10 protein-coding genes are annotated in these 14,907 nt (G+C 53.1%); 7 read left to right on the top strand and 3 right to left on the bottom strand.

Annotation, left to right across the window (positions count from 1 at the left end; translation table 11 throughout):
- Positions 1 to 87: 87 nt before the first annotated feature.
- The 6 genes from ilvB (at position 88) to ACTID9_RS08310 (ending at position 10,358) form a co-directional block, all read left to right on the top strand.
- Positions 88 to 1,827 (top strand): biosynthetic-type acetolactate synthase large subunit, encoded by a 1,740-nt coding sequence (gene ilvB, locus ACTID9_RS08285; protein ID WP_441070731.1) that lies wholly within the window; start codon positions 88 to 90, stop codon positions 1,825 to 1,827.
- Positions 1,828 to 2,331 (top strand): acetolactate synthase small subunit, encoded by a 504-nt coding sequence (ilvN, locus tag ACTID9_RS08290; RefSeq protein WP_441070732.1) that lies wholly within the window; start codon positions 1,828 to 1,830, stop codon positions 2,329 to 2,331. It begins immediately after the preceding gene.
- A gap of 53 nt (positions 2,332 to 2,384) precedes the next feature.
- Positions 2,385 to 3,374: a ketol-acid reductoisomerase gene (ilvC, locus tag ACTID9_RS08295; RefSeq protein WP_441070733.1), complete on the top strand. Its 990-nt coding sequence runs from the start codon at positions 2,385 to 2,387 to the stop codon at positions 3,372 to 3,374.
- Positions 3,375 to 3,436: 62 nt separating this feature from the next.
- A complete protein-coding gene (locus tag ACTID9_RS08300) occupies positions 3,437 to 4,978 on the top strand; it encodes a 2-isopropylmalate synthase (RefSeq protein WP_441070734.1) in 1,542 nt (513 codons plus the stop codon).
- 102 nt (positions 4,979 to 5,080) lie between these two features.
- Positions 5,081 to 6,178: a 3-isopropylmalate dehydrogenase gene (gene leuB, locus ACTID9_RS08305; RefSeq protein WP_441070735.1), complete on the top strand. Its 1,098-nt coding sequence runs from the start codon at positions 5,081 to 5,083 to the stop codon at positions 6,176 to 6,178.
- 268 nt (positions 6,179 to 6,446) lie between these two features.
- A complete protein-coding gene (locus ACTID9_RS08310; protein WP_441070736.1) occupies positions 6,447 to 10,358 on the top strand; it encodes an Ig-like domain-containing protein in 3,912 nt (1,303 codons plus the stop codon).
- A 260-nt stretch (positions 10,359 to 10,618) separates the two neighbouring features.
- Here ACTID9_RS08310 and ACTID9_RS08315 read toward each other — a convergent pair whose 3' ends face one another.
- The 3 genes from ACTID9_RS08315 to ACTID9_RS08325 form a co-directional block, all read right to left on the bottom strand.
- Complete coding sequence (locus tag ACTID9_RS08315; protein WP_441070737.1) at positions 10,619 to 11,569, bottom strand: ABC transporter permease; 951 nt, start codon at positions 11,567 to 11,569, stop codon at positions 10,619 to 10,621.
- A complete protein-coding gene (locus ACTID9_RS08320; protein WP_441070738.1) occupies positions 11,566 to 12,498 on the bottom strand; it encodes an ABC transporter ATP-binding protein in 933 nt (310 codons plus the stop codon). The genes ACTID9_RS08315 and ACTID9_RS08320 overlap by 4 nt, the downstream gene beginning before the upstream one ends.
- 305 nt (positions 12,499 to 12,803) lie before the next feature.
- Entirely contained in the window at positions 12,804 to 14,150 is a 1,347-nt protein-coding gene (locus ACTID9_RS08325; RefSeq protein ID WP_441070739.1) for a TrkH family potassium uptake protein, read from the bottom strand.
- Between the two features lie 160 nt (positions 14,151 to 14,310).
- Between ACTID9_RS08325 and ACTID9_RS08330 the strand changes: the two genes are divergently transcribed.
- Complete coding sequence (locus ACTID9_RS08330) at positions 14,311 to 14,817, top strand: MogA/MoaB family molybdenum cofactor biosynthesis protein (RefSeq protein ID WP_441070740.1); 507 nt, start codon at positions 14,311 to 14,313, stop codon at positions 14,815 to 14,817.
- The last annotated feature ends 90 nt before the right edge of the window (positions 14,818 to 14,907 follow it).

The raw sequence follows: 14,907 nt of genomic DNA on the forward strand, positions 1-14,907 counted from the left end.
CCCAAGCAGACATATTACAAGTGTCGGGGAGAAAGGGTTTTTCTTATTTTTTCAGATAGGAATTCAATGGAGGATGGAGGAGAGAACATGAGCGTAGAAGCGGCTGAATTAACCCAAAAGAAACAAATGCCCGAGATGACGTTTGGCGAAGAAGTAACGGGTGCGGAAGCATTGCTGCGTTGCTTGATTTTGGAGCAGGTTGAATACGTGTTTGGATACCCGGGAGGAGCTGTTCTGCCGATTTACGATTCACTGTACAGCAGCTATCTGGATCATGTCCTGACCCGTCACGAGCAAGGCGCAATCCATGCGGCAGACGGCTATGCACGGGCGACAGGCAAGCCGGGCGTCGTGATGGCGACCTCCGGACCGGGAGCGACGAATCTGGTAACGGGGATCGCTACCGCGCAAATGGATTCCATTCCGCTGGTCTGCATCACCGGTAACGTGGCGCAAAGCCTGATTGGAACGGATGCTTTCCAGGAAGCGAATATTACAGGGATCACGCTGCCGATCACCAAGCATAACTACTTTGTCCGCGATGTGCGCGATCTGCCGCGCATCGTAAAAGAGGCGTTCTACATCGCCTCGACCGGCCGTCCAGGTCCGGTGCTCATCGATATTCCGAAAGACGTGGCAAATGCGAAAGCGCCATTCTACTATCCGGAAACGATCGAGGTAAGAGGCTACAAGCCGACGCTCACGCCAAGCGATGACGATGTGAAAGCGTTCATCGCAGCGATCCAAACGGCGAAGCGTCCGGTCATTCTCGCAGGGGGCGGAATTCTCGCAGCCAGCGCACATGAAGAGTTGCTGGCATTTGCAGAAAAATCACGCATTCCCGTCATCAACACCTTCATGGGACTCGGCGGCTTCCCTGGCACACATGAGTTGGCACTGAACATGCCGGGCATGCATGGCAGCTACACAGCTAACCAGGCGCTGCTCAATGCAGACTGTATCATCGGTCTCGGCGCTCGCTTCGATGACCGGATCACGATGGGCCGGACGAAGGAATTCGGACCGAACGCACGCATCGTGCACGTCGATATCGATCCGGCTGAGCTTGGCAAAAACGTTGAAACGGCCGTCACTGTTGCGGGCGACGTGAAAAGCACATTGATCAAAGCGATCCCGCTGATTGCCGCTTGCGATACAGCCGCATGGCTCGAGCAGCTGAAAACGTGGCAGAAAGAACAGCCGTACCGTTATCATGCGGAAGAAAACGTGCTGAAGCCGCAGCAAGTCATCGAAATGATTTATGAAACAACAAATGGTGAAGCAATTGTCACCACTGACGTTGGCCAGCACCAAATGTGGGTGGGACAGTTCTATAAATTCAAAAACCCGCGTTCCCTGATCTCCTCCGGCGGTTTGGGCACGATGGGATTCGGCTTCCCGGCAGCGGTCGGTGCGCAGTTCGCTCACCCGAATCGCACGGTCGTCTCGGTCTCCGGCGACGGCGGCTTCCAGATGACCAACCAGGAGCTGGCGATCGTCGCGCAATACAAATTGCCGATCAAGATCGTCATCATCAACAACCAATGCCTCGGCATGGTGCGCCAGTGGCAGGAAATCTTCTATGAGAACCGCTACAGCGAAATCGACCTGACGTGCAGCCCTGACTTTGTCAAGCTGGCAGAGGCGTACGGCGTGCGCGGCATGCGTGCCAGCACACCGGAGGAAGCCAAAAAGGTTTGGGAAGAGGCGCTCGCTTACAACGGGCCGGTTGTCATCGACTTCCGCGTAGCGAATGGTGAAAATGTACTGCCGATGGTAGCGACCGGCGACACACTTGACCAAATGATGTTACTGGAGGACAAATAGATGCAACGTCATACGATCGCAATTCTCGTAAACGACCAGCCAGGCGTTTTGACCCGCGTTGCCAACCTGTTTGGGCAAAGAGGCTTCAACATTGACAGCATCACGGTAGGCGCTACCGAAGAAGAAGGCCTCTCGCGCATGATCATCACCACCGGCGGCAGCGACCAGGAAATCAATCAATTAATGAAGCAGCTGATCAAGTTGATCGATTGCCTGTCCGTCACCAACTTGAGTGAAAACCAGATGGTATCCCGCGAACTCGCCTTGATCAAGGTGAATGCGGCGCCGAACCAGCTGGTCGAGCTAAACGGCATCGTTGAGCCTTTCCGCGCAACGATCGTCGATATCGGACCATCGTCCTTGATCGTTCAGGTCACAGGCGATTCCGAAAAAATCGACGCGCTCGTCACCTTGCTCGCACCTTACGGCATTGCCGAACTGACCAGAACAGGATCACTTGCCATGGCGCGCAGCATCGTTGCCGTGCCGGCAAGTGTGGAATAATATCCCAATCCTAATCAAACCAAAATTTATCGAACTAATTGGAGGAAATCAAAATGGTTAAAATGTATTACGATGCAGACGTGAACAAATCCTTTATCCAAGGCAAAACGGTAGCAATCATCGGTTACGGAAGCCAAGGCCACGCACAAGCGCAAAACCTGCGCGATTCCGGCGTGAACGTCATCATCGGTCTGCGCAAAGGAAAATCGTGGGAACAAGCTGAAATGGACGGCTTCAAAGTATTCACTGTAGATGAAGCGACCAAACAGGCAGACATCGTGCAAATCCTGCTCCCGGACGAAACGCAAGCGAAAGTGTACTATGCCGAGATCGAGAAAAACCTGAAACCAGGTGCAACACTCTCCTTCTCCCATGGTTTCAACATTCACTTTGCACAAATCGTTCCTCCAGCTGACGTGGATGTGATCCTGGCTGCTCCAAAAAGCCCGGGCCACCTCGTTCGCCGCGTATACGCAGAAGGCTTCGGTGTTCCTGGCTTGATCGCTGTTCACCAAGACGCTACCGGCAATGCAAAAGACATCGCGCTGGCTTATGCATGCGGCATCGGTTGCACTCGTGCGGGTGTTCTGGAAACTTCCTTCCGTGAAGAAACCGAAACAGACCTGTTCGGTGAGCAGGCAGTATTGTGCGGCGGCGCGAGCGAGCTGGTGAAAGCCGGTTTCGACACGCTGGTAGAAGCGGGTTATGCGCCTGAAATGGCATACTTCGAGTGCTTGCACGAACTGAAGCTGATCGTTGACCTGATGTATGAAGGTGGCTTGGCTCGCATGCGCTACTCCATCTCCGACACAGCTGAGTTCGGTGATTACAGCATCGGTAAACGCATCATCACCGAAGAAACGCGCAAAGAAATGAAAAAAGTATTGTCTGAAATCCAGGACGGTACATTCGCTCGCAACTGGATCCTGGAAAACCAATCCAACCGCGCAGCATTCAGCGCACGCCGCCGCATCGAAGCCGAGCATGGCATCGAGCAAGTTGGGGCAAAACTGCGCGGCATGATGCAATGGATCAACAAATAAGCTAGTTCAGTACGAAAAAAATAGAGAGTAGTCGTCGGATTTTCGACGGAGGAGGAAAGCAAATGCGGACAATCGAGATTTTTGATACGACCCTGCGCGATGGCGAACAATCTCCAGGCGTGAACTTGAATACCCAGGAGAAGGTGGAGATTGCGTTACAGCTCGAGCGATTGGGCGTAACGAGAATTGAGGCTGGTTTTGCTGCCGCCTCACCGGGGGATCTTCGGTCGGTGGCAGAGGTGGCACGCCGTGTAAAGCACGCCACCGTCGTCAGTCTTGCACGATCTACCCAAAACGATATCGACAAAGCGTATGAGGCTTTGAAGGATGCGAACGATGCTTGCCTGCACGTTTTCCTGGCAACATCCCCGATCCATCGCGAATACAAGCTGCGGATGACCAAGGAGCAAGTGATCGAAAACGCGGTTGCCGCTGTGAAGCACGGGAAAAAATACTTCAGCCAGATCGAGTTTTCGGCGGAGGATGCATCCCGTACGGAAATCGAGTTTTTGGCTGAAGTAGCCAAAGCGGTCATCGATGCCGGCGCTACCATTTTCAACATTCCGGATACGGTAGGCTACACAACGCCCAAGGAATACGGAAACATTTTCCGCGAAATGCTTGTTCGCGTGCCTGGCGCAGAAAAAATCAAGCTGAGCTGCCACTGCCACGATGACCTTGGCATGGCGGTTGCCAACAGTCTGGCGGCAATCGAAGGCGGTGCAACACAGGTAGAAGGAACGATCAACGGGATCGGCGAACGCGCCGGTAACGTGGCGCTGGAGGAAGTGGCGCTCGCACTCGATACGCGCAGAGACATTTACCAGGCGACAACCGCGTTGAATCTGCAAGAAATCGCCCGCACCAGCAAGCTGGTCAGCCGTCTTACCGGCATGATCATCCCTGGCAACAAGGCGGTCGTTGGGGCCAATGCGTTTGCGCATGAGTCCGGTATTCACCAGGACGGCGTCTTGAAGCATGCATCCACCTATGAAATCATCCAGGCGGAAAAAGTCGGCTTCAAGTCGAAACAGCTGGTTATGGGGAAACACTCCGGCCGCGCTGCGTTCAAAGATAAGCTGAACGAACTGGGCTATACATTGGAGCAAGCGGAAATCGACAAAGCGTTCGTCGCTTTCAAAGAGCTGTGCGACAAGAAGAAAGAGGTCAGCGATGAAGATATTCTCGCCCTGATCGATGCCAAGCTCGTCACCGAATCCGAGAACGAAACGTTCAAGCTGGAGACCGTGCAGCTCGCATACGGCAACACGACCGTGCCGACAGCAAGCGTGCGCCTCGTGAAAAACGATGGCACCACGATTGACGAGGCAGCGATCGGCAACGGTTCTGTCGACTCGATCTACAAAGCGATCGATCGGGCTACCGGAGAAGAGGTTGAATTGGTGGATTACCGCATCGCTTCCGTCACGCACGGCCAGGATGCGCTTGGTGAAGTATTCGTCCGCCTGCAGCAAGATGACATCATCGTGCAAGGGCGCGGCGTCAGCACCGACGTACTGGAAGCGAGCGCGTTCGCGTACATCCGGGCGATCAACAAAATCATCGAAAAACGCGGCGAGAAGCTTGTCGCCAGCGCGCAATAAACGAAAAGCAAACGTTCAAGTCGTGCGAACCAAAATCGCACGACTTGAAATCTATTTTCGCAGCAGAAGCTTACCAATAATAGATAGAAAAGCGGGATGAAGATGACGAAACAATATAACATCGCATGCCTGCCAGGGGATGGCATCGGACCGGAGATCGTCGCAGAAGCGGTCAAGGTACTGGAGCTGGTGGCAGAGCAAACGGGCGTACAATTCAATTTCAGCTATGGTCGCATCGGCGGAATCGCGATCGACGAAGACGGCACTCCATTGCCGGATGAAACCTTGCGCATCGCCAAAGCGGCGGACGCCGTGCTGCTCGGCGCGGTTGGCGGCCCGAAATGGGACCAGAACCCGGGACATCTCCGTCCGGAAACCGGCTTGCTCGGCATTCGCAAAGGGCTCGGCCTTTTCGCCAACCTGCGCCCTGCAACCATGACAGACAGCTTGCTGGAAGCGTCCACGCTGAAGCCGGAAGTGGTAGCTGGCGTCGACCTGATCGTGGTTCGCGAGTTGACCGGCGGCATTTATTTTGGCCAGAAGAAGCGGTACACAGATGAAAACGGCAGAGACACAGCTGTCGATGAATTGATTTACAATGAAGATGAAATTGAGCGAATTATTCGTGTATCTTTCGAAATCGCGCGCAAACGCAGCAAAAAGCTGTGCTCGGTGGACAAGGCAAACGTGCTCGAAAGCTCCCGCCTCTGGCGCAAAGTGGCTGAGCGCGTAGCAGCGGATTACCCGGATGTCGAGCTGACCCACCAGCTGGTTGACTCTTGCGCGATGCAATTGGTGCGCGCGCCGAAGCAATTCGACGTGATCGTGACGGAGAACATGTTCGGAGACATCCTGAGCGACCAGGCAGCAATGCTCACCGGTTCCATCGGCATGCTCGCATCCGCAAGCTTGGCGGAAGGCAGCTTCGGCCTGTTTGAACCGGTGCATGGCTCGGCGCCTGACATCGCAGGCAAAGGAATCGCCAATCCGCTCGCAACCATTCTGTCCGCAGCGATGTTGCTCCGTCTCTCCCTCGGCCTCGACGATGCGGCTGACAAGGTAGAGAAAGCAGTGTGGGCTGTGCTGGACGCCGGCCACCGCACAGGGGACATCGGCACAGACAAGTCCAAAGCGCTCGGTACGGTCGCAATGGGCGAGTTGGTCCGCGACGAACTGAAAAAGCAGTTTGCGGCGAAATAATCGTAAGCATGCGAAAAAGTCTGATCCAGGTGATCAGGCTTTTTTTTGTGCTGATAGGAATTTATCACTAGCGTTGAATAAAAAATAGGCCCGATATTTGTCTGGTTATTTCGCATTCAATTTTCATCGAGAAAAACACCCCTTTTTAGGTATGGAAGTTTGGGACGGACAGGTTTAGTCTATTCCAAGTAAATGCGCCGATTGGAGAGGTGTGCATTCACGCTTAATCTCTGTTTAATTTAATGATCGAATGTGGGGTTAGTAGCGAATGGGGACGAGTTCTGTGAATAATCAGGCGAAATCCGGAAAACGGTTGGGTAAGCTGTACATCTTAAGCGTCGTGTTGTTGATTGCATGTGCGAGCATGTTTGCAGTTCCGGTGTTTGCAGCAGATACATGGAGTCAATATGGCCGGCCAGCGCCGATCAACAGTTCAAATCCGGGCGGTTTTAATTCGCCAACTGGTGTAGCCGTGGACAGTAGCGGGAATATGTATGTGGCTGATGTTTTCAACAATCGGATACAGAAGCTGACCGTATCCACGAATACATGGAGCGAGTGGAAAAAGGTCGGCGGCGGCGCAGGAAGCGACCTAGGCGAGTTTTCGATGCCATTTGGAGTAGCCGTAGACGGCAGCGGGAATGTGTATGTAGCGGATTATGGCAACAATCGGATACAGAAGCTGACCATCTCCACGAATACATGGAGCGAGTGGAAAAAGGTTGATGGCGACGCAGGAAGCGGCTTGGGCGAGTTTAACCAGCCAAGTGGTGTAGCCGTAGACAGCAGTGGGAATGTGTATGTGGCAGATAGTGGAAACCATCGGATACAGAAGCTGACCGCATCCACGAATACATGGAATGAGTGGGGAAAAGCTGACGGCTACGCAGGAAACGGCTTGGGTGAGTTTGCTAGTCCAAGTGGAGTAGCGGTAGACAGTAGCGGGAATGTATATGTGGCGGATTATGGCAATCATCGGATACAGAAGCTGACCATCTCCACGAATACATGGAGCGAGTGGGGGAAAGCTGACGGCTACGCAGGAAGCGACTTGGGCGAGTTTACGAAGCCATTTGGAGTAGCCGTAGACAGCAGCGGGAATGTGTATGTGACTGATAGTGGCAACCATCGGATACAGAAGTTGACCATATCCACGAGTGCATGGAGCGAGTGGAAAACGAGCGACGGAGGTCCGGGAAGCGGCTTGGGCGAGTTTCATACGCCAGCCGGAGTAGCGGTAGATCGTAGCGGGAATCTGTATGTGGCGGATTATGGCAACCATCGCATTCAGAAGCTGACAGCAGCCGAAAATATATGGAGTCAGTGGTGTGCAACAACCATTGTTTCGGGCAGTCTCCTGGGCGAGTTTAATGTTCCAAGTGGAGTGGCGGTAGACAGCAGCGGGAATATGTATGTGGTTGATGCTATCAACAATCGCATACAGAAGCTGAGCGGATCTACGAATACATGGAGCGAGTGGAAAAAGATCGGCGGTGGCGCTGGAAGCGACCTAGGCGAGTTTTCGATGCCATTTGGAGTAGCGGTAGACAGCAGCGGGAATGTGTATGTGGCGGATTATGGCAACAATCGGATACAGAAGCTGACCATATCCACGAATACATGGAGCGAGTGGAAAAAGGTTGATGGCGGAGAAGGAAGCGGCTTGGGCGAGTTTAACCAGCCAAGTGGTGTAGCCGTAGACAGCAGTGGGAATGTGTATGTGGCAGATAGTGGCAACCATCGGATACAGAAGCTGACCGCATCCACGAATACATGGAGCGAGTGGGGAAAAGTTGACGGCTACGCAGGAAACGGCTTGGGTGAGTTTGCTAGTCCAAGTGGAGTGGCGATAGACAGCAGCGGGAATGTGTATGTGGCGGATTATGGCAATCATCGGATACAAAAGCTGACCGTATCCACGAATACATGGAGCGAGTGGGGGAAAGTTGATGGCGGCGCAGGAAGCGACTTGGGCGAGTTTACGAAGCCATTTGGAGTAGCCGTAGACAGCAGCGGGAATGTGTATGTGACTGATAGTGGCAACCATCGGGTACAGAAGTTGACCAGATCCACGAGTGCATGGAGCGAGTGGAAAAAGAGCGACGGAGGCCCGGGAAACGGCCTGGGTGAGTTTAATACACCAGCTGGAGTAGCGGTAGATAGCGGCGGGAATGTGTATGTGGCAGATTCGTTTAACTTTCGTATTCAGAAGCTGAGAATACCAGCATCTCCGATAACCGACTTTGCCAGCATAGCGAAGACAAGCACGACGGCATCGTTCAGTTGGACAGAAGCAAGCGGGGCGACGGGCATCATGATCGAGCAGTCGCCAGCAGGCGCGAACACGTGGACAACGGCAACGACAGGCACGATTGCGGTCAATGCGACTAGCGCTACGGTAACTGGATTGAGCGCAGCAACCGCGTATGATTTCCGTTTGGTAGTTACCGGCGGGGCGAACGCAGGCAGCTCGAATACGGTGGACATCACGACCGATGCTGCCGCGCCGGGCGCTCCAACGGGTGTAACGGCGGTCGCAGGAAACGGCGAAGCGACGGTCAGCTTTACGCCGCCGACAAGCGACGGCGGCAGTCCGATCACGAGCTACACGGTCACCGCAAGTCCGGGAGGCCAGACGGCAACCGGAGCGGCTAGCCCGATTATCGTTGCTGGCTTGATCAACGGAACGAGCTATACGTTTACCGTGAAGGCGGTAAATGTGGTCGGCAGCGGCGTAACCTCCGTCGAGTCCAACGTGGTCATCCCATCAACGCTGACCTACACGATCGCTCCGATCGTGGATCAGACGCTTGCAGGGTTGACCGCACAGTATCGATCAGGGTCTCAGGAGAGGAAGACGATCACCGTCACGAGAACAGGCACGGGAGATTTGAACAACCTCGCCGCTTCCTTAGGTGGTCTGAATGCAGCTGATTTTGAAATCACACGGCCTACTGCTACAACACTAAACACAGGAACCACTTCGACCACCTTCACGGTGAAAGTGAAGGACGGACTGGCAGCAGGAACGTACACCGCAACCGTTACGGTTTCAGCAGACAACATGACGAACGTAACGTTTACGGTGAAGCAAGTGGTGAGTGCTGCACCGAATTCTCCCGTATATTACCCTGTGAGTGGTGTGACTTTGGATCAAACAAGCCTGAAACTGATTGCAGAAGGTAACAGTGAAACGCTGCATGCAACTGTTTACCCGTCATACGCGACCAACGCCATGGTCATCTGGAGCAGCAGTAATCCAGCGGTGGCTCAAGTTAATGAATATGGCGTAGTAACGCCGCATTCGGAAGGCGAAGCGATTATCACCGTTATAACGAGAGATGGAGGAAAAACGGCTACAACTAAGGTAATGGTTGAAGCAAAGAAAGAAGAGGTAAAACTGCTCGGGGTGGAAGCGACAACACAAGGTTTGTTGTTGAAACCGAACAAATCAGTGGACTTCGAGGTGTTTGCGCTCTATTCCGACGGGAAACGGGAAGAGATTACGCTTGATAAAATGACCCAATATGAGAGTAGCTCTACCTCTAAGGTTTCCGTCAAACCAGGTAAGATCAAGGCGGGTAAAAAAGAGGGCGAAGCAACCATAACCATCAGCTATTTAGACCAGCGCATCGAAATTGCTGTTATGGTTTCCAAAGCCGAAGTGAAAGAACTCTCTTTCCCCTTAGAAGAAGATCGAATTTCTCTGATGAGTGGAGAAAGCAAACGATTGAGAGTAAGAGCTTCACTTTCTAACGGAAAGTCGATCGAGGCAACGAAAATCGTAGAATGGAGTTCAGACGATTCGGAAGTGGTCAGCGTGAAGGATGGGAAGTTGACTGCAATCGCTCCGGGAACAACGACGATACGCGCTGCATACGGGGATAAGACAGCGATCCTTACCGTAGAAGTAACCAAAGATAAGCAAATCAAACGTATTTCAGTAAACAAACGAACGCTCAAGCTGACGGCGGGACAATCCGAATCGTTGAAACTAACGGCTTATTATCAAGACGGAACGACGAAAAATGTCACGGATAAAGCTGTGTGGACGTCAAGCGATGAACAAATTGTTACGGTAAGTGACGGGGTGATTACGGCGGTTTCACCTGGTACCGCCAAAATCCTGGCAACCTACAAAGGAAAAACGGTATCGATCAACATTACAGTAATAAAGTAGTTGAACCGTGACCCGATCCTGTTAGATGGATCGGGTTTTCTGCTGTCTTGAAATTTCACAATCGTAATGATCTCTTCAGCTTGTTCCTGTGTCATTTCGTAAAATGGATAGTCCATCATGATTCCTCCCTTCCTACAAAAGGCCTGTTCCCCGAAAAGGAGGAACAGGCCAAAATACAGCAGCGGTCGTCTGTGCTCGTGTAAGCGACCGCGATTCCCACTTGAATTGCCCCGCAGGCTACACATGCATCGCAGCCCTCTTTATTTCGAAGCAAGATCACGCCTTTTGAAGGTATACCACGACGAAATCAGCAAGATCAACATGTAGACTAGAATAATCGAAATCGAGGAGGCAAGCCCCATCCCCGGAACCGGCGGATTGCCTTGTGCATAGCCGGACAAATCAGCATGCAGGAACAAGTAATACTTCAGCCAGGTGTACCGCTCGACAAAGAAACCGAGTGGGCCGCCGCTCACGCTCAACACGAGTGTAATCACGATGGCTGCCGAGTTGTTGCCAAGCAAAATGGACAGCGCATAGGCAATGGTCAGCAAAATGAAGGTCTCGATGAAGCGGAAGCCGGCGTTGGCAAGCACGGGGACAATCGGGCTCGTGAGCGCGATCTCGCCTGTTTTTCCCACCGAGACGATCGGCTGTCCCATCTGGGCAAATCCATACGTGAACATCGAGGTGAGAAAGGACACCACGAGCAGCAGGACGTACATGCCGGCCGCCGTCAGCACCAGCGTCAAAAACTTGGACACATATATTTTGGTCCGCGTCGGCGGTCTTGTGAGCAGCAGCTTGATCGTGCCCCATTCGAACTCTTTGGTCAGAATTCCGCTGGCGAAAACGACCATAAACAGGCCGATCACGCTGGAAAGAAACAGCGAGTTGTCCAGGCCGCGCCAGATGTTGACAGGATTCGGATCGATGTCATGGGCAAGCGCATATTCCTGTGCCTTTATCTCGTTTGCCAGCTCAGTCCGTCGTTCCGGCGTGAGTGCGGAGGAGGAGGCGAGCTGTGTTTTCATGTCTTGAATCTGACTTTGCACAGTCTGGTGCCAATCCGCTTTTGCGTTGAGGGCATCATCCAGCTTTTTGACGGCGACGTTCGTCCCGACCGCCAGCACGACGAAAATCGCCAGGGAAATCAGCACGCCCCTGCGGAAAAACAGTTTCATGCATTCGTTCGTGATCAGCTTGATCATTGGTGAGCCACCCCTTTTGTCACTTCCAGGTAGATGGCTTCAAGCGATTGCTGCTCGGCATGTACCTCGAAAATGTTGATTCCGTTGGCTGCCAGACGCGCGACCAGCGCAGGGATATGATCCCTTCTGAGCGTCAGCGTAAAGCCATCCAGCTTCCATTGTGGCGCCATATCCGGCAGTTCGTCGCGGAACAGCTGCTGGACTTGTTCAAGCGGTTCGACGGTAAAATGGACCACTCGCTGCTGCGACTCTTCCGTATCCGCGGCATGCACGCTTGCAACATCAATCAACCGGCCGTGCTGCATGATGGCGACGCGGTCGCAAATCAGCTGCATCTCGGCCAACTGGTGGCTGGAAATCAGCACAGCGACGTCCTGTTCCTTGGCGAGCATCCGCAAATACGTGCGCAGCTCATGAATCCCTTTCGGATCGAGGCCATTTGTCGGCTCGTCAAGGATCAGCACGCTCGGCTTGTGCAGGAGCGCCTGTGCCAATCCCAGCCGCTGCCGCATTCCCAAGGAATAGGTGCCGACTTTGTCATGAATGCGCTCGCTCAGCTGGACCTGCTCGACAATCGCATAAATGTCGCGGGCCGGCACGCCGCCAGGCATCATGTTGGCATAGTGCAGCAAGTTCTGATAACCGCTCAAAAATGGATACAAGTCCGGATTTTCAATGATCGCTCCGACGTGCGAGATGGCCTGCGAATAGGACTGCTTGATGCTGTGTCCCTCGATCAGCACATCGCCTTCCGTCAAACCGGACAGGCCGACCATCATGCGCATGGTTGTCGTTTTCCCGGCACCGTTCGGGCCGAGCAAGCCGAGCACTTCCCCTTTGTTTACGGTAAACGAGACGTTGTCGACGATTCGTTTTCCGTTGATGATTTTGGTTACATGCCGCAACTCCATTGCGTATTCATTCGACATGAATCTACCTCCGAAACTCTCTCTTTTTCCGGCCATGCGTACGCACACAGCCTTCCCTTCCAATAAAAAAACGCTCCCTGCGTCCGTTTGCGAACCTGCAAATGGGCTCACACCGCTTGGAAGTCCTTGTAAGTAATACGGCTAACCATGATAAAATGTTTCATCTTGCACAGGAACTGGACGCCCTATCGTTCCTCTACTATACTGAAGGCATTAGTACAAGGATGGCCCATTTTTCAGAAAAATAGAGCTTCACGGGGAAACAAAAAAGCGCGTATGCGTAAGCAACGGCGCTTTTTTGGCGGTTATCCGATCGTGATTTTTCCTTTTGGATACCGATAGTATTCTTTTTTCTTGCGCAGTGTCAGCGCGTAGGCGATGGTGAGCGGTCCGACCCGTCCGGCGAACATGGTCAAGACAAGCACGGCTTTTCCGGCGCTCGACAGGTGCGGCGTAAGCCCCATGGACAGTCCGGTCGTCGCAAAGGCAGACGTCGCTTCAAACAGGATCATCAGGAAGTCCGCGCCTTGTTCGGTAATCGTCAGGATCATCGTAACCGCAATGAGCAGCGAGAGCGCAATCATCGTGACCGCCAATGATTTGTAAATCATCTGGGGGACGATCCGCTGACGGAAAAAAATCACATCTTCCTTCCCTTTTGCCTGTGCAATAACCGCGCCGACCAGCGTCGCGAAGGTCGTGGTTTTGATACCGCCTCCTGTCGAACCAGGCGAAGCGCCGATGAACATCAACAGGATAATGATGAAAAGCGAGGAATGCTCCATATCGCCGATGCTGATCGTATTGGAGCCGGCGGTTCGCGCCGTGACCGATTGATACAGCGAGCCGAAAAATTTGCCCATGAAGGACAGCGGCTGAAGCGTCTTCGGATTGTGGTACTCGAAGATGAAGATCAGGATCGTTCCGGCGGCGATCAAGGCAGCCGTGGTTGCCAGCACCACTTTGGTATGCAGGGAAAGGCGCTTGGTGTGGCGGTATTCGTAGACTTCACTCATGACGATGAAGCCGATTCCCCCCATGACGATGAGCGAGCAGATGACGAGATTCACCACAGGATCGGCGACATAGTCGGTCATGCTGCGGAAATCGCCCATCAAATCAAAACCGGCGTTGTTAAAGTTCGAGATCGCGTGGAAAAATCCGTAATAGACGGCTTTGCCAAGCGGCATGTCAAATGCAAAGCGGATCGACAGCAAAATGCCGCCGGCACATTCGATCAGTGCCGTGAAGATCAAAATCATTTTGGCCAGCCGCACGATGCCCTCGATGGAAATGTGATTGAGCGATTCTTGCAATAGCAAACGCTCCCGCAAGGAAATCCGTTTGCGCAAAATAAGGGCAAAAAACGTGGCGAACGTCATGAAGCCAAGCCCGCCGATCTGGATCAGCGAGATGACGACAAGCTGGCCAAAAGTCGAAAACGTCGTACCGGTATCGACCACGACGAGTCCGGTCACACAGGTGGCCGATGTCGCTGTAAAGAGGGCATCGATCCAGACAAGCCCTTGGCCGTCATTGGTGGCGATCGGCAGATGCAACAGGGAAGCACCGCTCAAAATAATGAGCGCAAACCCAAGGACAAGCGTTTTTGGCGGATCAAGATGAAGAAAGGCTAACCATTTTCGCAGCATGTTTGATCATTACGCTCCATTGTTAGAAGAATAGGAATAACATTTACGATAGTATTTCCGAAACAGGGCAAAAATGCGCAAATCACCCAGCTATCTCGCAAGTATAGCCGAGAAGTGCAAAATTGAAAATAACCGAATTTTTTGTGAGGAGGCACATGGCATGAGCACAACAGAACATAAGGCAGCGGCCCCGAAAACGGTCGGCTGCAAGGTCATTACCGTGTCTGACACCCGCACGGAGGAGACAGACAAAAGCGGCCAGCTGATGAAGCAGCTGCTGGCGGAAGCGGGGCATGCGTGCACAAGCTATGAAATCGTCAAGGATGATGCGGAAGCGATTGTGCAGGCAATCAGGCGCGGGGCAAACACAGAGGGCGTGGAGGTCATTTTGCTGAATGGCGGGACCGGAATCGCCAGGCGGGATACGACGTTAGAGGCAGTCAAAGGCATATTGGAGAAGGAAATGCCGGGCTTCGGTGAAATTTTTCGCATGCTCAGCTTTACCGAGGATATTGGCTCCGCCGCGATTTTAAGCCGTGCGATTGCGGGCACCTTTCAGGGGAAAGGCGTCTTTTCCGTGCCGGGCTCTACTGGCGCGGTGAGATTGGCAATGACTCGCCTGATTTTGCCGGAATTGGGCCATGTGGTCAGGGAGCTGCGAAAATAGTAGATAAAAACGTCAAGGGGGAGCGAAATCCAAGCTATGTTTGGCGGTCCAGCGACTCTTTTGTTATAATGAATTGTTAGATCAAACGAG

The sequence above is a fragment of the Brevibacillus fluminis genome, assembly GCF_052072235.1.
Lineage (GTDB): Bacteria > Bacillota > Bacilli > Brevibacillales > Brevibacillaceae > Brevibacillus_D > Brevibacillus_D fluminis_A.